Below are 22,249 nucleotides of genomic sequence, written 5' to 3'. Positions count from 1 at the left end.
GTCCCTTTTTCCTGCAAGAGGGGCGGGGCGCTTTTCCCATATATGGAGGAAAACGCTTTGCACCAGATTTTCACAGCCCCGGAAGTCATAGCCGCCCTCACAGCCCTCATCGTCGGTGTCCTCACCTACGTGCTCGCTAAAATCAAAAAAGCCACCGAAGACACCCGCCGCCAGGTCACGAATACGCACAAGACCAATCTTCGCGATGATATCGACGCTAATAAACGGATCATGCTACTGGGACAAAATGACACGCGCGCCGGGCTAGGGCAAATCTTAGGAGAGCTAGAGGATTTTAAGCGGGTAAGGGATCAGCAGGCAGCGGAATCTAGAGAGCGTGCCGCTTTCATCCGCCGCGACATCCACCAGCTAAGAGAATCAGTAGAAAACCTCACCACTAGGATGCAGGACGCAGAGCAAAACGCGGACAGGGATCACCGGGAAATCTGGGAAGCCATACATGCCCGCACACAAACACCACGGCAAGACGATTAATCAGCTAGCCAGTCACTCAACCGGTGGGAAGCATTACGGCGAATAGCGGCATGAGCCCGGTCATAATAAGCCACCATAGACATATCAGCATGCCCCGTGGAAGCCATCACGTCCCGATAAGGCACCCCGGCATCTAGCGAGAGGGTCACGAATGTGGCACGCAGCTGATGCGGCCTTACAGGCGTATCTAGCCCGCAAATCTCGCTCATTTGATTACAAAGTGTGTAGACCCGAGACGGGGTGAGGACACGGCCACGGTCTAAAAGAATCCGCCCATGCTTGCGTTTCCCAATACAGTCGCCAAGAACTTCGACGGTGGCGGCGGGTAAAGTGACTGTATCCATGACCCCCATTTTCCGGTTCGGGAGGGTGAGAGCGGTCATGTGATCTATCGTGGATAGGTGCTCGATCCGCGTCGCTAAAGTCTCACCCAGCCGCAAACCATTTAGCAAAAGTAAATGTATTAGCCCGCTGGTAGGCTTCCCCATCTCGATCGACGCGGCTAGGATTCGGCGGGCTTCCTCCCGCGTATACCATTTGAGGCGTGAGCGGCGCGGCCTGGAATAGCGCCTAACATATGCCCCGTGATCCGTTTGGGTTAGCCCCTCTTGGAATGCCCATCTATAGAATCCACAGATAGGGACTAGATAGCCGCTTACGGTGCTTTTTGATAGCCCGCTTTTTCTTTTCGCCGCTGCGTATTGCTCGATAAAAACCCTGTTCACGTCCAGCATGTGGATGCGGGCGTTGATGCACCAGCCGAGAAAATCCAGCATAATCTGGTAGTAGCGCTCTAGCGTTTTACCCGTGTAGGGCGCTAAATACTCAGATATTAGGATGGTTTCGTCTAGCGTCTCCAGACAAACACCGTCTCCGAGCTTTTCAGGGGTGCGTCTTCCGGTCCTTTCAGATACGGGGCGACATATACGGGGCGGCGTTGCCCCAGTTTTGCCCCGCAGGCTTGGTTTCTCCAGTGGCCTCGCACCATGAAACGCACCGAAAGACCCCATTTCTTTTCTCCCTCGCTTAGTTCTTCTGTGGGTAATCGCGCCGCATTTTCCCGTAAAGCCACCAGGTTTACCCCGGTGGGTATATCGCCGGGACCGGGAGGGACATACCGCCGCCGTCTAGGTGTCGAATCGTGCCGGGTAATTTGCCCTATCCGGGGCTGAGTAGCCAGCAGGAAAGTTGCGGTTAGGTACGCTTCAAGGTCTTTTTTCAGCTGCCCAATGTACAGATAAGCGGTAAAAGGCATATAGCAAAGTTCTTCCGCGCCGGGGGGATCATAGATTAGAGTTCCTACTTCTACCCCGCGCGCCGTCACCTCCCAGGTAACCCCGTGGATCGGGGTATCGCGCTGCTCATCCCAGTATTTCGAGGTGAGAAGTACGCCAGACACTAGCGGGGTGCCTTCCCATACTAGGATGCCTTTCGGGGCAGGGATAGCCTCTAAAAGACGGGTATTTTCTGGGAGGGTCTTGGCCGCATCCCATGCTAGGCGCGCCATATCGGGACGCACCCACCATAAAGTAGTATCGACCGGATTGAACGGCCGCACTGTTTTGGCCATGACCTGGTCAGAGGGGTCAAAAGTTGCGACCTCGCGTGCATAATCACTAGGGGAAAACTCATCAAATTGTTTTTGTAGCGTAGCCCTTAGCTCGGGCATTTTTGAGGCTGTGAGCTTTTTCGTCATGATAGATTCTCGGCGTCTAGGACTTTATACACCGTGTCCCGCCCGACCCCGGCATTAACCGCGATTTGGTTCCGGTTGGTGTAGGCGTGGGCGGCTTTTATCGCCCCGTAAAGCTGCAGCCTTGCGGCGTGGTATTGCCCGCGCGCTTTTGCCCAATCCTCCCCGACAGCTTGTAAGACGCTTGCGGCGTGGGCTTTAGAAGTCTCGCTGGTGGGCTTCGAGATCGCGAAAGAAAACTCGGCTGCGCCGGTCAAAAATTCGTTTATAGCGTCCTGGTCGACCTCCCGCGGCTTGTCTCCACTGGCGGGCGCTACCTCGAAAAGCTGATCCACCTCACACCAGATTTTATAAAGCTCTTCGTAAGCGTCCTCTGTGAGGTCGTCTTTAGCGTCGTCAAGCCAGGCGTCGAACTCATATTTTTGGCACATTACCGCACCGCCTGGACAAGGCTGGGATCATCTTCCATAGCATTATATAGCCGATCGCATGAATCGATTAGCCGTTGCCTATCTTCGTCCTCAAAATCGGGATCGTCGCCCGTGTCTTCCCATGTGGGCGCGAAATCGGCGTCTAGCCAATCCTTGAATGCTTGCTCGGTGGGTAGGGTGTCCCAGGCCTCTAGGCACAGCCAGGAATCTTGTCCCGGCTCTAGGTGTGCTTCTAAATCTTCGATGTGTTCCTGCCGGTCTTTCTGGATCACCCAATCCGCTTTTAGGGAGTCATGGCATTCTTGCTTCGTCCAGCCCCGCTTGTAGAACTTGGGGAAGTCCTCGCTCTCGTCGCTACGGGCGATAATGTTTCCTCCGTCCTCATCATAGAGATAGGTGATGTAGTGGTTGTCTACGGGGTTTTCTACCTTGTAGATATTCTCGGCTTGGTCGGTGAATTTCTCGTCTAGGCTAATAAACATTTTAGGGTTTCTTTCTCGTCTCGTTTTTTGGGGTTAGTTTTTGATTACCTGGATCCGGCTAGGGTCTTTTCTCATCGCGTCGAATAGGCGGGCAGTTGAAGCACAGCGGGCGGGGGTGCTGGCTCTGCGTTCTTTCCAAACTTTCGCAAAGTCGGTTTCTAGCCATTCGGTGAAGGCTTCGACGGTGGGTAGTGTCTGCCAGGTGTCTAACGCGAATGTGGCGGCTTGTCCTTTTTTGCAGCATTCTTGAAGATCTAAGATGTGTTGCCGCTTGCTTTTCTGCCCGATGCTCATTTCGTGCTTTCCTTTCCCGGATCCCCCCGCCTTTTGGCGGGGGGCTTGTTTTATTTGGGTTTAGATTTGGTTGTCGGCTACAACGTCCCAGAAGTCCACATCTTCGCGGATGTAGTAGCGGTTGCGGTCGTCGCTGTCGATTACTGCCTCGGCGATGGCGTCGATGTCGTATTCTTCACGGGTGGCTTCCCCGTTTTCGATGGGGGTAATAATTTCGCGTTCGATTGCTTCGTCTTTGGTGGAGTAGAACATTTTGGTTTTTCCTTTTCTCTTGGAAAGCTTTTCGCTTCCCTCTCTTTCGCTTACATATATAACTATAGCATCCACCCCTGGACATGTCCACCCCTGGACACTCTTTTTTTATGAACTGCACCACAATAACAAAATTTGCTAAAATAGGGTCGCCGCCAAAGAGCCGGCGACCCTAGCCGATACGGCTAAAACTCGCTGACTATCCCAATAATCGGGGTGCGGATACACACTAAAACTAAAGCCCCGCTGACCCATAAAGGCCGGCGGGGCTGTTTTCCTATATAGTACTGTAATAGCACAAACTACCTATTTACCTGCGTTTGTGCAGGTAGTGGCGGGGATGGCGTTTATTCCCCCTACCTCCGCCATTAGATAATCTTTGAACAGCAATAATGCAACTATCGAGTTTGCAATTATCATTTCATGTAATATCTCTGCGGCATCACATGAGCTGTTTTGAATGCTGCCAGTGGCGAATCAGTGAGGTTTTTCGTCGCTTCACCATTTAACCCAGCACCGAACGTTGAAGGAACTCCCACTTAGCTGGGATAATCGTCCATACTAACTAAGTTGTTTCACTCTCGTTCGGCTATAATAACCCTAGTTAATCAACCTTGGTTTTATTGTTGGTTTAACTTTAAGAACATCGTCTAGCCTCAGCGTGTCATCGAACCATAGCAAGGCTTCCGGATCTACCCACCGCATCAAGCATCTTGCCTCTGCGATATCCCGGGCGATATTGCGCCGGAAAATTGGTTCCAGGTGAGCGGCACGATTCCTAAGGAAATTCATATTTCCTAGCAATCTGGCTGTTTCTCGCTGGCGTTTGCGCAGGTCTGAATCCCCAAAAGAGAATGCCTTGTGAAGTGCGGGAACCCATATTGATGCGTGATACCTGCGGCTTGTCAGAAATCGCCAAAAACCAAAGGACAGTTCGGCCACGATTTTATCGTGATTAGGCGTTGAACCGTTGCGTTCTATACGAGCGCGAGCTTTATCCACGTCTTCTCTAGCCCGAGAATCGAGAGCAGGGAGAGCGAACCAGTCATCATATCCGTGCCTCGTCGCATTCCAGGCAGTCAGGGTGCGGTCGATTGAGTTGCGCACCACCACCTCAACCATCGCAGTAGCACTTAGCATCGCCCCAGCCAGTTGAGTATTCCAGGCATAAAGCTCAAATGCAGTGTCAAGGACACCATCGGTAGCTGCGAGATATGTGCTCAAACGCTTCTCAGAAAGAAGACCGACCATAATAGTTCGATCCCATTCCTTGTTGTGCACCTGTGACACCCCTGCTCCCTGTGGTAAACTCAATATCGAAGACCCCGGAACGATCCCCAGCCTAGGCTGAATCGCCGGGGTTATGTATACCTCCTATTTTACGGATTAGTACTCGAATATAGGGCTAAATACCCGAAAACTCACCTTGATGCAGCATACTCACTTCAGGGCAATCTGAAGCTGTTCAAAAATAGGGCTAATGCCCGAAAGTTAACCTCACCATTACAGGATCTGGTGAGGAATGCGAATGCTAATATCCCGCAGTATTCTGTGGGATATTAGCATTCGGTCTTCTAAAACTGAAACGCCAGGAAAGAATGTACTCAAGAAGATCAGTACGGAATAACCATCCCCCTACGCACCGCCCCATGATTTCCTCAAAGTTTTCTGCTCCCAACAGACAACTAGCTTCAGTAGCGAAATCATAGAAAAAGTGGATCGCAGCATTCCTCGGCGACTTATTTCTCTGGTGAACTAGCCGTAACCAGTTATCCTTAACCACGGCCAAGTAAAATCACCTTTATACGCATTGGAACGAGGAGGTTCAATCAGCATGGGCAGTTTAGTAATCGCAGTAGATTCCTCTACCACCAGTACCAAGGCGATAATTGTCGACAGTGCCGGATCGGTACTTTCACAGGCGAAGGTAGAATTTGCAATGTCCACCCCAAGAGTGGACTTTTATGAACAAGACCCTCGCGACTGGTGGAAGAGCACCAATGAGGCGGTAGGGCAGGCAGTTGCGCAGCTTAGCGACACTGATCGTAGTCGCATCGAATTTCTCTGCGCCACCATCCAACGCCAGTCATTCGCCCTAGTTGACTCGGAAGGCACCCCACTTCGTCCCGGGATTTTATGGCTCGATGGCAGAGCCGCGGAGCAAGTTAAAAAGATTGGTAGCCCGCGAGTACATGAACTTTCAGGATTCCAGCCCGACACCACTCCCTCGATCTACAAGATTGCCTGGTTAAAAGAACATGAACCCGAAAAACTAGCTGCTGCCCACAAGATAGTAGGGGTGCACGGCTATCTAACTCATGCCTTGACCGGTCAATGGGTTGATTCGGTGGCAACTGCTGATTCCTTGGGATTCCTGGATTCCGCGAAGTTGGATTACTCGCCGGAACTACTAGACCTAATCGGGATCAAACGTGACCAGCTAGCCGATCTGGTTCCCGCCGCCTCGATAATCGCCCCGATCAAGAAATCGGTGCTAGCGGATTGGGGAATCAAACAATCAGTTGAACTGGTAGCTGCCTGCGGGGATGGGCAAGCGGCAGCATTGGGAGCCGGGGCTACCGGAATGGAAGAAGCCTACCTAAATATGGGGACTGCCCTGGTAGCCGGAGTGCACTCGCCTCGCTATCAGATAGCCGATGTGTTCCGCACCGACGTGGCAGGCATTCCCGGCCAATACGTGCTGGAAATCGTACAAAATTCTGGTGCCCACTTGGCGGGTTGGTTCCGTAGCGAACTGGGCAATCCGGCACTTGCGGGGCGCCCCGATCCCGAACTAGAAAAAGCGGCCTCTCAGGTGGCGACCGGATGCGGCGGGCTGGTAACCATGCCCTATTGGAATGCAGTACAGTCACCTTTCTGGGATCCGATTGCCCACGGCGCCATCATCGGGCTGGCAGGAGCCTATGGGAGAGCGGAAATCTACCGCTCGATTCTGGAAGGTATTTCATTGACCATGGCTACCAATCTGTATACCCTTGCCGACACTACCGGGGTGCCTTTGCAATCGGTGCGGGTAATGGGAGGTGGGCAACGCTCTCCCCTGTGGCGCGCGATTATGACGGACTGTATCGGGCTGCCTCTCACCAGCTGTGAAACCGAAGAAATTTCGGCTATGGGCGCCGCGGTGATGGCGATGGCACAAACTGCTGCCTACGCTTCCGTAGCAGAGGCCGCAAAAGGGATGGTTGTCTTGGGAGACACCTCGGAACCGAACCTTAAGAATCATGAAATCTATCTGGAACTAGCGGAGCTGCAAAACCAGGCATATCCGGCCTTGAAACCGATTATGGATAAGCAGTATCAGTTCTCTCTACGTCACCCCTTGCACTAGGTAATAGGACGTGATGCGAGAAAAGCAATAAATTTGGGTCGCCCCTTTTGAGGGGCGCCCCAAAACTGTTATTTAGTTATTCTTAATGGTTACTGCTGTTTACGGTGGCGAACCATGACTGCGCCCGCGCCAACGGCTAGTAACCCTAGCGCCAGCGCCGGAATCCCCGCGGAACCAGTCTTGGGGACTTTCTGCCACACGGTGTTACCTTTGTTGCGTTTACCTGGTCATTGAATTCCATCTATGGTGCGAATAGTTTGTGCTAGCCACTGTCTCGCATCGGAAAGTGAGGACAGCATGTCCGTAGCTTCATTGACCTGAGTCTCAGCGCGCGCTTCCAGGTATGCACTTTCCCAACCACTCATATCCCGCAAAGGTAGAGGTGGCCAGGCTTGCGCTTTTCTCCATGAAAAAGTTCGTACACATAATTGCTTAAGTTCCGCCAAGTCCAGCTGCATGCGCCACAGCACCTGCAGATCTACCAAATCATGGGCTCTGGAATATGTCAGATCAGTAACTGCATGAAGCTTCTGCGCAAACTGAGCTTCAGGAGAAATCAAACTTACAGGCCTCAACTCCCCAAAGCCGAAACGGGCATTAAAATCATATAAATCACTATCTATGCGAGTACCCTCATACGTACTCGTCTCAATCTCTTGAGCTGACACTTCCACCTTGAGCGCAGACCACTGCTTCCCAAGAAATTTCAATGAAACCCGGTACGGTTGCACCAAATACTGAGGGAGCTTCACCCCAGGGTCGTGAATTGGTAAAGCAACCAAAGCCCCCGTGAAAGCTGTTCGGGGCGCACTGTTTGGATTATTGTGTAGCTGTGCTTTTGATGGTGGGACGAAACCCCAGCCTTTCATCAACTTAACGCGCAGCGCTTCTTCGAATCTGCGGGTTTGCTCAGAGATAAAAACATCAAGATCCGAGGTCGCGCGAGTTCCAGGCTCGCCCGCGCGCAGATTCATGCCCATACCACCTTTTATTACTGTGAACTCTGGAAGCATCTGGGATACAACCAAGGTAGACAGCATTAACCGGGAGCGCGCAACCGTAATCCCCCGAGCAGCGGACACTTCTTGCAGGCGTTGCTCAAGTTGAGCAATGTTTTTGGGAGGAACGACCCCGCTCATACAGCACTTCCTTAGCCTTGAGTTCCTTTGCGGTAACAAAATCTTTACGGTAGCACTCGTGCACTAAGGCCAGCCATTTTTCATTTGGTAGTTGGGGAAAAACATCTGTCAGTGCCTCATTAACCGAGGTGGATGGCAGATTGCAGTACTCAGTAATATCTGTTTCCACAATGTCAACGCAATCGGTAAGCTGCATCCATTGCGGTAACTTTCTACGTACCCGTCTACGGGTAGCAACCCGGATCGAACGCGGATTAAAATCCCCCAGTTCCAAAAGAGAAAAGACCGCATCTCCCCATAAAAACCCGCCTTTACCAGCTAGCGCCACCGCTATGGCGAACTGGGTAAAACGCGTGAGCGGCACCCCATGATGTACGTATACCCCGTTACCATAGCTACGCAGCGTGCCTCTATAAGCTAATTTTCGTACCTCAACAGCAGGTACACCGACAGAAATCGCCTCCGAAACGGTTAATACCCCGTGGCTATAAGCCGCAACCTCCCATAAATCGTGCGCGTAGGTCAAAACATTCACCCCCTCCTTCTTTGTCAATATCGTACCACTATTAGTACGGTATTGACAGATAAAAATTATTCCCCCCCCCCGTTCCTACTTGCCACCCCTGCGCTAGGTCGGGTGGCGGGTTATGGTTGAGGGTAATAACCTTCTCGCTTACAAGGAGCAGCAATGACCCAGGTAAAAGCCTACGCAATGGATTCGGCCACTTCGGATTTCCATCCCGTAACCTTAGAGCGGCGCGAACCAGGACCAACCGAAATCTATTTCGAGATCAAATATGCCGGGGTCTGCCACTCCGATATTCACACCGGGCGCGCGGAGTGGGGAGAGGTAATCTACCCCCTCACCCCCGGTCATGAAATCGCCGGAATCGTCACCAAAATTGGCTCGAAAGTAACCAAGTTTGCCGTTGGTGATCGGGTAGGGGTCGGCTGTTTCGTGGACTCGTGCGGCAAATGCGAGGCTTGCCAAGCGGGAACCGAACAATTCTGTAATGGCGAGGGCGGGACTATCTGGACTTATAACTGTATAGGGCGCGACGGCGTCCCCACAGCCGGCGGTTATTCCACCGGGATCACCGTGGAGCAAGACTATGTTTGCCGAATCCCGGACGCGATTCCTCTGGAAAAAGCCGCCCCCATTATGTGTGCCGGAGTGACCTTATATTCCCCGCTGAAACGCTTAGGAGCAGGCCCGGGCAAGAAAGTCGCCATCGTGGGCATGGGAGGGCTCGGTCATATGGGGGTGCAGATTGCCGCCGCCCTGGGAGCCGAAACCCACGTCATTTCCCGCACCCGCGCCAAAGAAGAGGACGCGAAACGCTTTGGGGCAGTTGCACTGCACCCCACTTCCGAGGACGGGACTTGGGAAAGTATGCGCTCCCAGTTTGACCTGGTGGTATCGACTCTGTCTGACGGAGTGGAAATCGATCAGCTGCTAGATTGTGTAAAACCCGAGGGAATCGTAGGGATTGTAGGACTTCCGGAAAATCGACAATCCTTCGCCATGGGTAACTTGGTGGGCAAGCAAAAGATGCTGGCCGGCTCGAATATCGGCGGTATCGCCCTCACCCAGGAAGTACTGGACTTTTGCGCCGAGAAAAATATCGGCCCCCAAGTGGAGATCATTTCTGGCGATCAAATCAATCAGGCCTGGGATAACGTGGTGGCCGCTAAGGTGCGCTACCGCTACGTGATCGACACCGCCACCTTCTAGAGCGGGCAGTTGCATTGGTTTTCGATGCCGATGCCTCGATACTACTTGATGCTCGCGCGAAACTGCCTGATGAAAACAAGTACACTTAGCGATAAACTCTTCAGAATCTGAAGCCTAATCAGTACAAACCACCAGGATAATAAACAGTACGCTCTAAGGAGCGCTCAGCTTTACCCAGAATTCTTACTCTCAGCTTTCACTCACCGTGATAGCAATAATGTCGTTACCCTTCCCACCCCGTGGAGAAAGGGTAACGACATTATCAAGCTGGCTGACAAAGGACCGAATAATATGTCCTCGTAGCTTTTATGCTGCGTATGCTAATCTAAGGCGACTGCGCATATACACCGTTCATGCCAGCCACACTGAGCCTAGGAAAACGGTGGACTAACGCAGGTTTAGCTCTTCAGCCGTAGCATAGGAAGTTTGCGTACCCCGCTTAGTTACTGCATCGCCCGCATAGATATTAGCCTTGCGAATCGACTCAGCAATGTCACCAGTCTGCGTCCAACAATGGCTAAAGCAACCAATGAAAGCGTCACCTGCCCCGGTAGTGTCAACTGCCCTGTCAGAGGTTCCTTCAATTAACTGTTCTCCGGCTTCACTAATCCACAAGGCGCCCCGTGAACCCAAAGTGACAATCACATTCGGAATTCCCGAGTGAGTAAGCACTTGCCCTGCAGCACGTATATCTTCTTCGGATTCTACCGGCATCCCAGTTAGTAAAGATAGTTCACTCTCATTTGGCACGATGAACTCTACGTTTTTTACCTGCTCTAACGATAGTGAGGGATCGGCTGGAGCTGGGTTCAACAGAATCGGAATACCCAATTCATTGCCTAATCGTATAGTCGCATATACCGTTTCTAACGGAATTTCCAGCTGCATCACGATCAGTTTACATTCGGCAATTTGTGCCTTGGCACGTTCCACATCACCGGGAGTTAACAATGCGTTTGCTCCCTTGACGATTATGATTGAGTTACGGGATTGGGGATCCACAAAAATTGGGGCGACCCCCGAGGTAGCATCCGTACGCATAACAAATTTGGTGTCGATACCGTTCTCAGCAAAGTTTCTTATGGTGTTGTCTGCAAACATATCGTTGCCTACTCTGGTGACCATCAAAACTTCCGAGCCCATCCGAGAAGCTGCTATGGCTTGGTTCGCACCCTTACCGCCACAACCCATTCGAAAATCTGGAGCCTCTACGGTCTCGCCTTCATGGGGCATTCGATTGATATAGGAGATTAAATCGACCATATTCGAGCCAACTACTGCAATATCCATTTCTAGTTCTCCTTAATGCCGGTAGTTACTTGGAAAGTGCGAGCTTCCCCAGGGGCAAGTTCAATTAACGTTCCAGCTTTACGAGCCGCTTCGCGCCCTTCTGGACGTGATGTCCCGGGAAGCGCAAACGCAGCAACTTTTTGATCTTCGTTATGCAATATCCACCGCGTTATCACTGGGAAACTCTCGGTACTAAAACGGGTTTCAAATACCGTTCCGTCCTGGCAGGTCATTTCTAAAATTGCTTCTTCGGTCAGTTTGTCTACTCCATCAGCGAAATACACAATCTCCGGATCGAACTCTTCAGCCCCTTCCAAGGAATTAGCGTCCCGATTACCGGCTTTTATATCTGCGTTCAACTTCAACCATTTTTCAGTTGGTTTAACATGCGCCGGCACAGATTCACGCAATTTGAACGCATCGGCAGGCAAGTTTTGGGTAATTTTTCCGCTTGGTGCGAACGCGTAGTTCATATGGCACATATATTGCAGAGGCATAGAGGCGTACTTAGACATGTTTTGCACCCGTAGCTCAATATCGAACATGGATGAATTCTGGTGCAAAGTCACCGAGGGATTGGCTACATAGTGATCACCAAAACCCTTCAAGTACTCGCGGCAAGAAACTACGCGAATGGCATTGTTTGAAACAATCAATTTCGCCGAGTCCATGGGAGCGCATGCAAATTCACCATGCAACGGATGGTTATCCCCCTCGCCGGGGCAACCAGCGGCAAGCAGCCCCGAATGGAAAGCAAAGCAGCCGTAGGTGTCCTCAATCAAGGTCGCCGGTTTAGGCTCTGAAAACATGTTTTCCATGCGCAGGCTGTGACCGCAAAACTCTGCGTCCCAGATAATTTGCCCCATGAAGGGCAGCACCTCAACATATCCGAGCGAGTTGTGGATAGTTAGTGAAGCAACTCCGGATGAGTAAGTTTTCGTGGTTACCGACCACTGCTCTGAATGCAGTATTTCCGTCTCTAACTGCGTAAACAGGGATCTTGGTAAATTCATTTCATATTGCATTAGATTTCGCCCTTTGGAGAAGTTTTATAAGAGGAATAGAAGTACATCAATACGGCACCGAAACAAAAGAGATTAACGGTAAAAGAAATCTGCATCGAGCCAGTCAGATCAGAGACCAGCCCCTGTACTGCAGGAATAACCGCCCCGCCAATAATAGACATGACGATTATCGCTCCGCCGGTTTCGGTATAGCGTTTATCTTCGATCGAATCTAGCGTGCGTGAGTAGATGGTTGCCCAACAAGGCCCGAACAAGAACGAAACCAACACCGCAGCATAAACTGCTGTCATATTAGGAACCAAGATTACATACGCTAACGCACCCAATCCACAAAGAGAGTAGCCGACGAGGACTAAGTCTTGATTAAACCGGGTCATCAAAAGATTTGCTAGGAACTTTCCTAAAAAGAACCCAATAAACGCAAAGATCATGAAGTTAGAGGCTGTTCGCTCATTGAGGGAGTGATCCAGATTTAGCGCGAGTCTAATCGTAAAGGACCAAACCGCTGTCTGCATGCCAACGTAAAGGAACTGAGTCAGAATACCAGCTTTAAATCTACGGTTTCCGGCCAAGTATTTTAGGGTCTGGAATATGGTTGCCTTCGTGGTCTCTTTCGCGTTATTTACCACAGGCTTACACTTTGGGAACTGCGTAATCATCACCAGGATCAGGATTACCAGCAAGATTAGAATGATTACCCGGTAGGGATGCAGAGTGCGTTGTAGCATTTCCCGAGCAAACTGTTGCGACTCTGCAGCAGTAAGATTTGCCATCTGCTCATGCAGCGCGGCACCTTCGGAAAAAATCAAGTACTTGCCCAGTAAAATTCCCCCGATAGATCCGAGAGGATAGAAAGTTTGGGAGATATTTAGTCGTAGCGTGGAATATTTTTTCGGTCCAATCATCGACGAGTAAGTGTTACAGGACGTCTCAAGGAACGATAATCCAATTGCAATCGCAAACAGTGAAAACAGGAATACTGAATACGTTGCCATGTGGGAAGCCGGGAAAAACAGTGAGCAGCCGATGATATACACACTCAGACCAACCATGATTCCAACTTTGTAGGAGGTGGAGCGGATTACTCGGGAGGCAGGAATAGCAATAATGAAATACCCACCGTAGAATGCTGACTGCACAAACGCGGAAGCAAAGTCAGAAAGAGTAAAAATTGACTTGAACTGTGTAATCAAGATGTCGTTGAGGCTGGCAGCTATCCCCCACATGGGGAAGCAAATCGACAGTAAGAGATACTGAAAAATGGGGGTTCGCGAAAGGTAACCGTCGGCTAACTGCAGCGTATTATCCTTTATCAACCCTCGGCTGTTATTTACTTGTCCTTCGGGTGTTTTTTGCCTAGGCAATGATTGCTTTGGCGAAGTTTCCACATCTATACTCATTTGTTCCCCCCCAACAGTTTCATTCCGGCAGAGGCACCAATACGGTTAGCTCCTGCGGCGATCATTTCGTCCATGACGGCAGCGGTTCGAATCCCGCCAGATGCTTTAACTCCCATATTCGAGCCAACAGTTTTACGCATAAGCTCCACCGCATGCGCACTTGCACCTGATTGTGAAAAACCTGTAGAAGTTTTTACAAAATCTGCGCCAGCCTGTTGTGCGCATTCGCATGCATTCACGATTTCTTCATCCGTTAGCAGGCAGGTTTCCAAGATGACCTTCACTAGAACCCCAGTACCAGCTGCTTGGACAACACCAGCAATGTCCAGCTGAACTGCGCGCCAATTCCCATCTTTGACTGCCCCCAGGTCTATTACCATGTCGACTTCTTGCGCTCCGTCTGCAACGGCATGGGCAGTCTCAAATTTTTTCACCTCTGTGCAATGCGCACCAGAAGGAAATCCGATTACTGTACATACTTTAATATCACTACCGGAAAGCTCACGCTTCGCCAGCGAAACCCTATTGGGGCTTACACACACCGACCAGAATCCTGCGGTTTTAGCCTCTTCGCAAAGCTTTTTTACCGCTTCACCTGTTGCATCTGGCGCAAGCAGGGTATGATCAATTAGTTTTGCTTTATTGGTCATGTCTACGTCTCCTTCGACTTCATGCAAGTCTTGGCTGACTTGTCACTGGTCTCACGCTACTTTGCTGCCCCAGCCTACAGAACGAATTTTTGGCACATATGTGCCATTTTGGCTATTTGCTTTGTTTCTTTTTCGTCAAGGCGTGTAGCTTACGAGCCGTTACCGTATCTATAACTAACCGGTTAGCATAACCACGTAGCAATGCCGCATAGACTACTTGCAACTTATCGGATCCTCCGGCTACCAGGATCTTTTGCTCGTTACGCCGTAAATCCGGCAAGGAAATTCCCAAAGTGCGGTTGTTAAGATCCGGCAGACAGACCCTGCCGTCTTCATCGATGAAGTGCGCACATATTTCCCCCACCGAATGTTCGATCAAGAATTCTCTTTCGTCCTCATTAATGAGCGGACTATGCAGCAGAGTTGCCACGGAACTAACTGAGCCGACCGAATAAAGCACGATACGTGCTCGGCGCGCAAGTGCCATAACCCTACTGACACTCTCTTCTCGTTCAATCGCTAGCTTCGCACCTGCCGATTCCAACACGATTGGATGCCCTATCATGTGCACCTTGGCCTGCAGAGATTCTCGTAACTCCCGGAAACTGGTTAGAGTGGATAAATCCAGGGACGGCATCCTTAGATTGCCACCGACCTGGACTACATCGACCCGCTGTAAAGATTTCCGCTGTAAGCTCGCAGTCAATGCCTGAATGGTTCGAGACCAGTAAACTCCAACGGCGTCTCCATCACGCACCATCCCCATAAAAAGGTCTGCCCCCGCCTGTCCCAGAGCCTTGCGAATATCAATGTCGCGTCTTCTAGGTGGAGACACTAAACGTACCTCGTCAAGTGAAAAAGCAGACCGTAAAGAATCGATGAGCTCTCTGTCTTGCTCTCGTGGATCATCTATTCGAATTTTCACGAACCCGCGCGCCTTCGCATGAGTGAGCAATTTGGAGATATTTGGTCGCGAAACATGCAGTATATTAGCGATTTCACTCTGAGATAGGCCGCTATAGTAGAGCTTTGCCACATCCAGGGATTGATGATCCCTGCGGGTCATTCCCAAGCGATCTTTTTTCACCATGAGACTATCTAATCAGTCTGGAGTCTAGTCTGAGGAAATCTGAAAATCAGCCTTTCAGAAAATACAGTTACAAAGTTTTCAAGAACTAAACGTTACACTCCTCGGGGTGAAGCTATCGTCAGGCGTTGAGCTAATCAGAAATGCTGCAGCAGCTACAACACAAGCCGCATTAAACGCTTCGCGGCGGTACCACATACACCCGCCCTCCAGCCAAAACCTCATACTCGCGTTACGCCCGGCGTCGTAGCAGCACTAACGCACCTAGAACACTGCTGGCTCCTGCAAGTAACAGCAGCTCTAAGGGCGAGGAGCCGGTATTTACCATTTCTTCTTTGGGGCTAGCTTTCGGCGTGGGAGTCTTTTCGGAATCAGCAGTTTTAATCTTGCTGGTGGTAACGGGTTTCTCCCAGGTACCAGTTAAAGTAACTTCCAGCGGATTCAACCTAGCGGCGTACCTAACTTTTATTGGCAGTTCACATTCCTGACACCTCGCTTAGGAAGATCACTCGCCGGATCCCAGGGAAATGTCTTTGATTACCGCTAGGCGACCGCACAGAAGGAGCCATCTTCGCAAGGTGAGTCGAAAGCCTAATATCCTTCTTCGACCACTAATCTCTCCAGTTATTTAAGACTGGAAGAACTATTCACGTGACGGGTGAGGAACCAATTTACGGTTACTGATGACAGTGGTCGCTACTAGATTCGTGAGACACTAGACTCACTGGGCATCAGAGCCCCTGATCCACGCGCTACTTTCTTCACGTTACTTTTGGGCGCGGTTCCGAAATGTCTTTAAGGAGAGGAGAAGTCATGCGGGCAGCAACTTTGAATGCACCGGAAGATCTACGGCTGGTCGAAAAGGAAAAACCAACCCCGGGCAAAAATGAGGTCTTACTGAAAATCGAGGCCAACACCATGTGCGGCACCGACTATCGCCTCTATACCGGGGCGAAAACTTCAGGGATCTCCTATGGTACGGTTCCCGGGCACGAGATTGCAGGCAGGATCGTGGAAATCGGCGAGGGCGTCGAGCAGATTCAACCCGACTTGCGCATTGGGCAACAGGCGACAGTATCGATCGTGGTATCGTGCGGTTCCTGCCCCAACTGTCTACAAGATCGTGAACACCTTTGCTCAAATCTAGAGCTGTTTGGCTACGCCATCGATGGGGGTCTCCAGGAATACCTGCTGGTGCCGGAACGCGCCCTACGTAGAGGCAACCTAATCACAACTAGTAAAGAGCTTGACCCCAAAGCTCTTTGTCTAGCCGAACCTATCTCTTGCTGCTTAAACGGCCTCGATCAATTCAAAGTTAATCTTGGGGAGGTAGTAGCTGTTCTGGGAGCCGGCCCGATCGGACTAATCCACGCGCAACTAGCACTGGCCAGTGGGGCTAGACAGGTATTCGTATCTAACCGTTCCCCTGGGCGGCGCCAAGTGGCAGACCGGCTAGGCGCGATTGGGGTCAGCCCTGAAGAACTTGAGGATCGGGTCAAGGAGGTAACCAACGGTGCGGGAGCCGATGTAGTAATTGTGTGCATCGGTGCCTCCGAACTCGCTCAAGACGCCTTAGAGCTTGCCCGGGATGGGGGACGAGTAAACTACTTCGCGGGATTCCCGAAGGGTTCGATGACTCAAATGGAACCTAACCTGATTCACTATAAAGAATTGCAGGTTACCGGGGGTTCCAATGCTCGCCGTCGGGATGTAAAACGGGCGATTCAAGTGCTCGAAGCGGGGGCTATATATGTGGAGGAAATCGTGACCCACACCTTCCCGCTTTCACAAGTGCACGAAGCGTATCAGGCAGTACACGATCGCATCGGCGTAAAAATTGCGGTAATACCTGACTAAGTTCGAAGTAGTTACCAGGCAATCAGTAAGGCACTAGACAGGCAACTTTAGCGTTCTCGTTGCTTAACCGTCTTGGCCTTGTGGTATATATGGCAAGTGATTTTTTTGAATAATTTAAAACGGCTACTACCAGGCATAGCGTACGCGTGTGTGATTGCCGGAATCGCTTGGCTAATTAACCTGTTTATTCCCCTGCTGTCATCGATGCTGGTAGCAATCCTACTGGGAATAGCCGTCCGCAACACGAAGTTGATTCCTGTTGTCTGCGAACCCGGTATCGGTTTTTCCGCGAAGACTATTCTGCGCTCCGGGGTGGTGCTCCTTGGTTTTCGACTGTCGCTACCGGCTATCGCTGCACTCGGTGCCGGTACCATCGCGACCATCATCTGCGCGGTGGCAGTCACTATGGTGGCGGGTTACCTGTTGACTTACTTGATGCGGGTCAGTCACGCCACCGGGATTCTCACCACCTCCGGCACCGCTATTTGCGGGGCTTCTGCCGTTGCGGGGATCTCCCCGGTGGTTTCTGCCCGCAACCGCGAGGATGCCGATGATGCGGTCGCGACTGCTATTGCGTGCGTTACCCTATTCGGGACGCTCTCCCTCGTTGCTTTACCGGCTGCCGCCCACGGGCTGGGGTTATCCCCCACCCAAGCAGCCGTCTGGCTGGGAGCTTCTATTCACGAGGTCGGCCAGGTAGTGGCGGCCGCAAACATTTACGATCCGGCAATCTCTGATTTGGCTACCGCCACCAAACTGGGACGCGTGGCCTGCCTAGCGATCGTAGTGGCGATTGTGGGAATCATTGAGCGACGCGTAGTGCAAGTACGCCACGAACAGGCACAAAAAGCCAGCTCTGGCAAGCGTCCACCTCTAATTCCCGGATTCGTTGTGGGATTCCTGATGGCAGTAGCGCTAGCCTCGGTGTTTGCCAGCGTCCCCACTGTCAATAATAATTTCAGCACCCTAGGGGGCACGGCTGCTACCCTGTTCCTGACGGTAGCGATGGGCGCGATGGGAGCCGGAGTGAACCTACGCAACGTGCTTAAGTCCGGAGGGCGCGCCCTCGTCCTCGGAATAATCCTGAGTGTCCTAATCGCGGCAGTCCCGTTGGGATCAGTACTCCTTTTAGTTGACTAACATCCGGATGGAAACGCGTAAGTGAAAGGGAGCCCTCGTTCAATACCCAAAAATTCCAGCGGCACCAAATAGGTCGCACTAGCTGGCAGTAATCTCAATCGTTTCCGCATGGCGCAGTATTTCAGTTCCCCACTGTGAACAGATTCCAGAAAACGGTAAAGCCAATTCGGGCAGGTAGCATGAGGACATCGACAAGGGGACTTCGCCAGATGCAAGAACCGATGCCTGTTTACCTTTGCATGCGTATTTAACTGTTGCGCATTGGGCAATCGGGAGGGGATTAATTTCCCTATTTTGCGCGATATATCTTTCAAGATTCGCTTTACCGTTTCCTTTAGGAATCTTCGTCCTAACTGAATAAGGTTCCCATACAACAATTAGCTCCGTTACCGTGCACTTGGCTGTTCGCTTGAGCGTCTCTGCTAGGCATAAGAAAATCGCACTAAACGGGATGGGGGAATCACTGTCGCATAGCAAGTCTAAACATAAACCTCTAGCTAAAAAGTCACCCTCGAGAAGGGAATAGTCGTTGTAGACGAACTGGGTAGCCCATAATCCGGCATAGCTATCTGGAGCTCCCTCAAACCCCAATGAACGAGAAAGACGCGCAAATTCGTCCGCAATATCCAAGTCTTGCCCATCACTGGCAAGAAAATCCTCCGCCCATCCCTTGATCTGGAATTGCAAAGAATGAAACCGCATTAGCTGCCCCCTCTCCTAGCGCCCATTTTAAGTCTTCTAAAAAGAGTCAATAGCTGAATTATGTGTATAAATTTGTTGTTTTTGGGGGTTTGCTCAGAGGTTCTGGTACTTTAAATATGCTCTGAAAGCATGTGGATTGTAGAGTTTTTTGACCTACGCACCTGAGGCGCGGGGATAAGTTTTTCCTCCCTTTCCCTTGTCATGCCTGCGATAGCAATCGCACCCACCATGGCGCACCGCCACCGAAACCATCTAGCGCTAGAGGAGAAACCTTTTTAATTTATTTTTATCCTGCGCGGCAAGCAGCCACATCGAAGCCGGAGAGGTGCAAATACCTATTGACTCTGGATCAAATATTAGCCATAATTTTGCTAAGTCAAGAAGGGGAATGTCGATGCCTGCATTTACAATGGGTCTAGCGGAAGCAAAAAATAATTTTTCCCGGGTCACGGCCGAAGTGAACAGGACGGGGAAACCCCTCACCATTTTGAAGAATAATCGGCCGTGGGTAATTATCCAACCGGCACACGGCGCGACCGATGTAGCCGACGTTGCAGTCGATTTCATGGATGAATATGCCGACGTATTCCAAGAACTGGCCAAATGAACGGATTTGCGTTTTCGCAGCAGGATGTCCTCGCTATTCATGCTGCGGCAATCGTTCGGTTCGGCGGACTCGATGGAGTTCGCGATGAGGGGATTTTAAAGTCGGCGCTCGCACAGCCTTTCCAGACCTTTGGTGATGAACATTTGTACCCTGACCCAGTTGAGAAGGCGTGCAGATATGCATTTGGAATTATCTCCGGTCACCCATTCCTAGATGGAAACAAGAGAACTGGTGCCGCACTCTTAGGTACATATCTCAGAGTATCCGGTATAGATTTCAAACCTGATCATGCTTCATTTCTCGAGACTATTCTGGGTGTGGCGGATGGGGCTGTTGGATACGATGAGCTCGTACGTTGGGTCAGAAATGTAGTGGAGTGACCAAACCTCCGGTTTATCCAGGGGCTTCTATTTAGTGCCACTAATCCCTGACGAGATTACGCCAACGAAGTGGAGCTAGCGGGAATCGGCGGTGCTGCGCAAGCCTGCAACGCCCTGCTCCTATCACGGATTCCCGCACCTCACGCACGACAGGTATTGCGATGGGCACGCCAAACTCGCCAAACTCGCCAAACACAACTATCGCAAGTACGAGTGCGACCCAGCTATCAACAAACGCTACGGACGCCAGTGGTGGAGAATTCGCGCCCGCTATGTCGCCGAACACCCGCTATGCGAGCAGCGCCAGAAAGAAGACAGGCTCACACCAACGCAGGAAGTCCACCACATCCTCCCACTAAGCCGGGGTGGCGCGCATGACTTTGGTAATTTGATGGCTTTGTGCAAGCCTTGCTACTAGCGTATCTACGCTCTTGACAGTGATCGTTGGCGAAATGGCAGGTCAGTCAAGCGCGAGCATCTTGGGTAGGGATGGTCGAATCTCTACGACATGATGCACTGGACAGCGGGCTCGGCCCCTCGCGTGCAAAATCTTGGAAGCAAACAGGGTATTACCGGTAAGTCTTGCAGAGCGGAGTATTACCCGTCTACTAGCTTGTCTATAGCCGTATGAAGTTGTTTTTTCGACGGGAGAGCATGAACGCGCTCAACCAGACAATGATTCCCAGGAGCATATTCGCCGCGATGAAGAAGAAAGCACTGTTCACTTGATCCCCGAGCCCGATAACAGTGACGGGGAGACTAGCTGAATATAGGTTGACTATCGAGTCGCTTGAGGTCACTCCTAATAGCCATTGAGCCTCTGGCGCAACCTTTTTAAGTATCTGCACACAAGCAATCACCGCGAGCAGTATGGTAACCGAAAAAACAAACCAAGCCGATAACAGATAAGGAAAACGGGTGCGAATATTTTTCAATGTGTACGATACGAGCAGCATCAAACCAAGGCCAGTGAATATCGAAACGATATATCCGAGAAGATTAGCTAACTGCACCATCCCATCAACCGATGAAGACTTTGCTAATGGTAGGAACGTAGCACCATAGCTGCATAGGAGGTACAAGGAGAGCACGAGCATATTGCAAACAGCTAAACGCCAGCGCGACAAAGGAGAAAGCAAGAGTAAACGATCATCACAAGCGCCAGTGAGCCGAAGCACAGCATCTAACGCATACAGCGTTATCGCAATTTCGAGAAGCATAACGCCAATACCGTATATTTGCTGCACCACTAGCTCATCTGACACAACTCGAACGATTGCTAGAGCGATAATGACCATGATTAACGGAATCATGACCCGCCCATGTTTGGCTGCCAAAAGACGAAAATCAGTCATTGTTAACATGGCTCGATACGCTCCTCTTGTAAGCCAGCTCTAAATCGCCATCGCCGAAATCTCGCAGATGGCTAGCAGTATCATGAGTCAGCAGTTTCCCATCTGAAATAAGAACAATCTCATCGAAAATAGAATCCACGCCATTGATCAGGTGGGTACTAAGCAACAGCGGAGCGCTAGGAATACGATATTTCTTGATCAGAGCAAGAAGATGATCCCTCGTGAGCGGATCAACCCCTGCCAGCGGCTCGTCCAACACATAAAGCTTAGGAGCCCTAGACATAATCAACGCAAGATGAAGGCGTTCACTCATCCCTTTTGATAACTCACTTACTTTGGCTAATGACGAGAAAGAAGCCCCCTCAAGAAACTCTTCAAAAGCACCAGTTCTGAAATCATCGTATCGGCTACGAAACAAATCAACGCATTGCGATACTCGCAACCACGGATACAAAAAAGGCTCATCGGGAAGATAGCTCACCGCTACACGATGAGGAGCCACGATTCTCCCCTGGACCCTAGCAATATCCCCCACAATCGTGCGAAGCAACGTGCTTTTACCGGCTCCGTTCGGACCAAAAAGCCCCACCACTCCTGCCTCGGCGCCAATGCGAAAATCATCCAAACGTAGCGCAACATGCTTGCCATAGCTCACAACCAAGTTCTGCGCTTTAACCACAGCATCCATTGACCTCACCCAACTCGAAACAGTAAAACCAGACTGAGCCAAAAACGAAGAACAATTGCCCCAGCAGCAATAATCAAGCGTACTGGGTATTAACCCCAAATGCCGCCCCGACTGTGGGCGCGCCGTCTAACGAGTCACCCTTGAAGCGTCCCAGGTTTTGTTCCTAGGTTTTTTTGATTTTTTGAGAGGATTGTT

At 50.9% G+C, this 22,249-nt stretch carries 27 protein-coding genes; 8 read left to right on the top strand and 19 right to left on the bottom strand.

Annotation, left to right across the window (positions count from 1 at the left end):
* Positions 1-57 precede the first annotated feature (57 nt).
* A complete protein-coding gene (locus L0M99_RS03255) occupies positions 58-495 on the top strand; it encodes a DUF2746 domain-containing protein (protein ID WP_238127747.1) in 438 nt (145 codons plus the stop codon).
* Here L0M99_RS03255 and L0M99_RS03250 read toward each other — a convergent pair.
* From L0M99_RS03250 to L0M99_RS03220, 7 genes are all read right to left on the bottom strand, one after another.
* Complete coding sequence (locus L0M99_RS03250) at positions 492-1,271, bottom strand: tyrosine-type recombinase/integrase (RefSeq protein ID WP_238127746.1); 780 nt, start codon at positions 1,269-1,271, stop codon at positions 492-494. The genes L0M99_RS03255 and L0M99_RS03250 overlap by 4 nt on opposite strands.
* Positions 1,272-1,342: 71 nt before the next feature.
* Complete coding sequence (locus tag L0M99_RS03245; RefSeq protein WP_238127745.1) at positions 1,343-2,191, bottom strand: hypothetical protein; 849 nt, start codon at positions 2,189-2,191, stop codon at positions 1,343-1,345.
* A complete protein-coding gene (locus L0M99_RS03240) occupies positions 2,188-2,619 on the bottom strand; it encodes a hypothetical protein (protein ID WP_238127744.1) in 432 nt (143 codons plus the stop codon). Before L0M99_RS03240 ends, L0M99_RS03245 begins: the two co-directional genes overlap by 4 nt.
* A complete protein-coding gene (locus L0M99_RS03235) occupies positions 2,619-3,101 on the bottom strand; it encodes a hypothetical protein (RefSeq protein WP_238127743.1) in 483 nt (160 codons plus the stop codon). Before L0M99_RS03235 ends, L0M99_RS03240 begins: the two co-directional genes overlap by 1 nt.
* A gap of 33 nt (positions 3,102-3,134) precedes the next feature.
* Positions 3,135-3,395, bottom strand: coding sequence for a hypothetical protein (locus L0M99_RS03230; protein WP_238127742.1), 261 nt, complete (start codon positions 3,393-3,395; stop codon positions 3,135-3,137).
* Positions 3,396-3,455: 60 nt separating this feature from the next.
* Positions 3,456-3,722, bottom strand: a complete 267-nt coding sequence (locus L0M99_RS03225; protein WP_238127741.1) for a hypothetical protein — start codon at positions 3,720-3,722, stop codon at positions 3,456-3,458.
* Positions 3,723-4,247: 525 nt separating this feature from the next.
* A complete protein-coding gene (locus L0M99_RS03220) occupies positions 4,248-4,928 on the bottom strand; it encodes a hypothetical protein (protein ID WP_238127740.1) in 681 nt (226 codons plus the stop codon).
* A gap of 553 nt (positions 4,929-5,481) precedes the next feature.
* Between L0M99_RS03220 and L0M99_RS03215 the strand changes: the two genes are divergently transcribed.
* On the top strand, positions 5,482-6,999 hold the full coding sequence (locus L0M99_RS03215) for a xylulokinase (protein WP_238127739.1): 1,518 nt from the start codon (positions 5,482-5,484) through the stop codon (positions 6,997-6,999).
* 89 nt (positions 7,000-7,088) lie between these two features.
* Here L0M99_RS03215 and L0M99_RS03210 read toward each other — a convergent pair whose 3' ends face one another.
* From L0M99_RS03210 to L0M99_RS03200, 3 genes are read right to left on the bottom strand one after another with little or no spacing between them, the layout of a single operon-like run.
* Positions 7,089-7,199, bottom strand: a complete 111-nt coding sequence (locus L0M99_RS03210) for an NPXTG-anchored protein (protein WP_238127738.1) — start codon at positions 7,197-7,199, stop codon at positions 7,089-7,091.
* Between the two features lie 27 nt (positions 7,200-7,226).
* Entirely contained in the window at positions 7,227-8,138 is a 912-nt protein-coding gene (locus L0M99_RS03205; RefSeq protein ID WP_238127737.1) for a nucleotidyl transferase AbiEii/AbiGii toxin family protein, read from the bottom strand.
* Positions 8,098-8,691: a type IV toxin-antitoxin system AbiEi family antitoxin domain-containing protein gene (locus L0M99_RS03200; protein ID WP_238127736.1), complete on the bottom strand. Its 594-nt coding sequence runs from the start codon at positions 8,689-8,691 to the stop codon at positions 8,098-8,100. The genes L0M99_RS03205 and L0M99_RS03200 overlap by 41 nt, the downstream gene beginning before the upstream one ends.
* A 135-nt stretch (positions 8,692-8,826) precedes the next feature.
* Between L0M99_RS03200 and L0M99_RS03195 the strand changes: the two genes are divergently transcribed.
* Positions 8,827-9,873, top strand: coding sequence for an NAD(P)-dependent alcohol dehydrogenase (locus tag L0M99_RS03195; RefSeq protein ID WP_238127735.1), 1,047 nt, complete (start codon positions 8,827-8,829; stop codon positions 9,871-9,873).
* 387 nt (positions 9,874-10,260) lie between these two features.
* On the opposite strand, the gene rbsK is transcribed toward L0M99_RS03195, so the two are convergent.
* The 6 genes from rbsK to L0M99_RS03165 all read right to left on the bottom strand — a co-directional run bounded on the left by rbsK (position 10,261) and on the right by L0M99_RS03165 (position 15,770).
* Positions 10,261-11,163, bottom strand: coding sequence for a ribokinase (gene rbsK, locus L0M99_RS03190; RefSeq protein ID WP_024058220.1), 903 nt, complete (start codon positions 11,161-11,163; stop codon positions 10,261-10,263).
* 2 nt (positions 11,164-11,165) lie between these two features.
* Positions 11,166-12,176 (bottom strand): aldose 1-epimerase family protein, encoded by a 1,011-nt coding sequence (locus tag L0M99_RS03185; RefSeq protein WP_238127734.1) that lies wholly within the window; start codon positions 12,174-12,176, stop codon positions 11,166-11,168.
* A gap of 11 nt (positions 12,177-12,187) precedes the next feature.
* Positions 12,188-13,588, bottom strand: coding sequence for an L-fucose:H+ symporter permease (fucP, locus tag L0M99_RS03180; protein ID WP_238127733.1), 1,401 nt, complete (start codon positions 13,586-13,588; stop codon positions 12,188-12,190).
* The gene (gene deoC / locus L0M99_RS03175) at positions 13,585-14,238 is read right to left on the bottom strand and encodes a deoxyribose-phosphate aldolase (protein WP_238127732.1); all 654 of its coding nucleotides are present in this window, start codon (positions 14,236-14,238) and stop codon (positions 13,585-13,587) included. The genes fucP and deoC overlap by 4 nt, the downstream gene beginning before the upstream one ends.
* Positions 14,239-14,350: 112 nt before the next feature.
* Positions 14,351-15,328, bottom strand: a complete 978-nt coding sequence (locus L0M99_RS03170; protein ID WP_238127731.1) for a sugar-binding transcriptional regulator — start codon at positions 15,326-15,328, stop codon at positions 14,351-14,353.
* Between the two features lie 229 nt (positions 15,329-15,557).
* A complete protein-coding gene (locus tag L0M99_RS03165; protein ID WP_238127730.1) occupies positions 15,558-15,770 on the bottom strand; it encodes an LPXTG cell wall anchor domain-containing protein in 213 nt (70 codons plus the stop codon).
* Between the two features lie 368 nt (positions 15,771-16,138).
* On the opposite strand from L0M99_RS03165, the gene L0M99_RS03160 reads away from it, so the two are divergent.
* On the top strand, positions 16,139-17,182 hold the full coding sequence (locus tag L0M99_RS03160; protein WP_238127729.1) for an alcohol dehydrogenase catalytic domain-containing protein: 1,044 nt from the start codon (positions 16,139-16,141) through the stop codon (positions 17,180-17,182).
* A 96-nt stretch (positions 17,183-17,278) separates the two neighbouring features.
* Complete coding sequence (locus tag L0M99_RS03155) at positions 17,279-18,322, top strand: YeiH family protein (RefSeq protein ID WP_337954203.1); 1,044 nt, start codon at positions 17,279-17,281, stop codon at positions 18,320-18,322.
* A gap of 78 nt (positions 18,323-18,400) precedes the next feature.
* Here the strand turns inward: L0M99_RS03155 and L0M99_RS03150 are convergent, their stop codons facing one another.
* Positions 18,401-19,024 carry a hypothetical protein gene (locus tag L0M99_RS03150; protein WP_238127727.1) on the bottom strand — a complete coding sequence of 208 codons (624 nt, stop codon included), beginning with the start codon at positions 19,022-19,024 and terminating at the stop codon, positions 18,401-18,403.
* A gap of 394 nt (positions 19,025-19,418) precedes the next feature.
* Here L0M99_RS03150 and L0M99_RS03145 point away from each other — a divergent pair, with 394 nt between their 5' ends.
* The 3 genes from L0M99_RS03145 to L0M99_RS03135 all read left to right on the top strand — a co-directional run bounded on the left by L0M99_RS03145 (position 19,419) and on the right by L0M99_RS03135 (position 20,429).
* Positions 19,419-19,631 (top strand): type II toxin-antitoxin system Phd/YefM family antitoxin, encoded by a 213-nt coding sequence (locus tag L0M99_RS03145; RefSeq protein WP_238127726.1) that lies wholly within the window; start codon positions 19,419-19,421, stop codon positions 19,629-19,631.
* On the top strand, positions 19,628-20,011 hold the full coding sequence (locus tag L0M99_RS03140; protein ID WP_238127725.1) for a type II toxin-antitoxin system death-on-curing family toxin: 384 nt from the start codon (positions 19,628-19,630) through the stop codon (positions 20,009-20,011). The genes L0M99_RS03145 and L0M99_RS03140 overlap by 4 nt, the downstream gene beginning before the upstream one ends.
* A gap of 91 nt (positions 20,012-20,102) precedes the next feature.
* Positions 20,103-20,429, top strand: a complete 327-nt coding sequence (locus L0M99_RS03135) for an HNH endonuclease (protein WP_238127724.1) — start codon at positions 20,103-20,105, stop codon at positions 20,427-20,429.
* A 199-nt stretch (positions 20,430-20,628) separates the two neighbouring features.
* On the opposite strand, the gene L0M99_RS03130 is transcribed toward L0M99_RS03135, so the two are convergent.
* Both L0M99_RS03130 and L0M99_RS03125 read right to left on the bottom strand, forming a co-directional pair.
* Positions 20,629-21,375 carry a hypothetical protein gene (locus L0M99_RS03130; protein ID WP_238127723.1) on the bottom strand — a complete coding sequence of 249 codons (747 nt, stop codon included), beginning with the start codon at positions 21,373-21,375 and terminating at the stop codon, positions 20,629-20,631.
* Positions 21,359-22,054: an ATP-binding cassette domain-containing protein gene (locus L0M99_RS03125; protein WP_238127722.1), complete on the bottom strand. Its 696-nt coding sequence runs from the start codon at positions 22,052-22,054 to the stop codon at positions 21,359-21,361. Before L0M99_RS03125 ends, L0M99_RS03130 begins: the two co-directional genes overlap by 17 nt.
* Between the last annotated feature and the right edge of the window lie 195 nt (positions 22,055-22,249).

Origin of the sequence: Varibaculum cambriense, from assembly GCF_022133705.1 — a bacterium.
In the GTDB taxonomy this organism is placed as follows: domain Bacteria; phylum Actinomycetota; class Actinomycetes; order Actinomycetales; family Actinomycetaceae; genus Varibaculum; species Varibaculum cambriense_A.
This window is presented reverse-complemented; position numbering and strand designations above follow the sequence as displayed.

Excerpts from the sequence above, each read along its gene's own strand:
- L0M99_RS03140 (WP_238127725.1), top strand. The coding sequence starts at position 19,628 with ATGAACGGATTTGCGTTTTCGCAGCAGGATGTCCTCGCTATTCATGCT.
- deoC (WP_238127732.1), bottom strand. The coding sequence starts at position 14,238 with ATGACCAATAAAGCAAAACTAATTGATCATACCCTGCTTGCGCCAGAT.
- L0M99_RS03235 (WP_238127743.1), bottom strand. The coding sequence starts at position 3,101 with ATGTTTATTAGCCTAGACGAGAAATTCACCGACCAAGCCGAGAATATC.
- L0M99_RS03160 (WP_238127729.1), top strand. The coding sequence starts at position 16,139 with ATGCGGGCAGCAACTTTGAATGCACCGGAAGATCTACGGCTGGTCGAA.
- L0M99_RS03125 (WP_238127722.1), bottom strand. The coding sequence starts at position 22,054 with ATGGATGCTGTGGTTAAAGCGCAGAACTTGGTTGTGAGCTATGGCAAG.
- L0M99_RS03215 (WP_238127739.1), top strand. The coding sequence starts at position 5,482 with ATGGGCAGTTTAGTAATCGCAGTAGATTCCTCTACCACCAGTACCAAG.
- L0M99_RS03170 (WP_238127731.1), bottom strand. The coding sequence starts at position 15,328 with ATGGTGAAAAAAGATCGCTTGGGAATGACCCGCAGGGATCATCAATCC.
- L0M99_RS03205 (WP_238127737.1), bottom strand. The coding sequence starts at position 8,138 with ATGAGCGGGGTCGTTCCTCCCAAAAACATTGCTCAACTTGAGCAACGC.
- L0M99_RS03250 (WP_238127746.1), bottom strand. The coding sequence starts at position 1,271 with ATGCTGGATTTTCTCGGCTGGTGCATCAACGCCCGCATCCACATGCTG.
- L0M99_RS03150 (WP_238127727.1), bottom strand. The coding sequence starts at position 19,024 with ATGCGGTTTCATTCTTTGCAATTCCAGATCAAGGGATGGGCGGAGGAT.
- L0M99_RS03240 (WP_238127744.1), bottom strand. The coding sequence starts at position 2,619 with ATGTGCCAAAAATATGAGTTCGACGCCTGGCTTGACGACGCTAAAGAC.
- L0M99_RS03185 (WP_238127734.1), bottom strand. The coding sequence starts at position 12,176 with ATGAATTTACCAAGATCCCTGTTTACGCAGTTAGAGACGGAAATACTG.
- L0M99_RS03245 (WP_238127745.1), bottom strand. The coding sequence starts at position 2,191 with ATGACGAAAAAGCTCACAGCCTCAAAAATGCCCGAGCTAAGGGCTACG.
- L0M99_RS03195 (WP_238127735.1), top strand. The coding sequence starts at position 8,827 with ATGACCCAGGTAAAAGCCTACGCAATGGATTCGGCCACTTCGGATTTC.
- L0M99_RS03145 (WP_238127726.1), top strand. The coding sequence starts at position 19,419 with ATGCCTGCATTTACAATGGGTCTAGCGGAAGCAAAAAATAATTTTTCC.
- L0M99_RS03130 (WP_238127723.1), bottom strand. The coding sequence starts at position 21,375 with ATGTTAACAATGACTGATTTTCGTCTTTTGGCAGCCAAACATGGGCGG.
- rbsK (WP_024058220.1), bottom strand. The coding sequence starts at position 11,163 with ATGGATATTGCAGTAGTTGGCTCGAATATGGTCGATTTAATCTCCTAT.
- L0M99_RS03230 (WP_238127742.1), bottom strand. The coding sequence starts at position 3,395 with ATGAGCATCGGGCAGAAAAGCAAGCGGCAACACATCTTAGATCTTCAA.
- fucP (WP_238127733.1), bottom strand. The coding sequence starts at position 13,588 with ATGAGTATAGATGTGGAAACTTCGCCAAAGCAATCATTGCCTAGGCAA.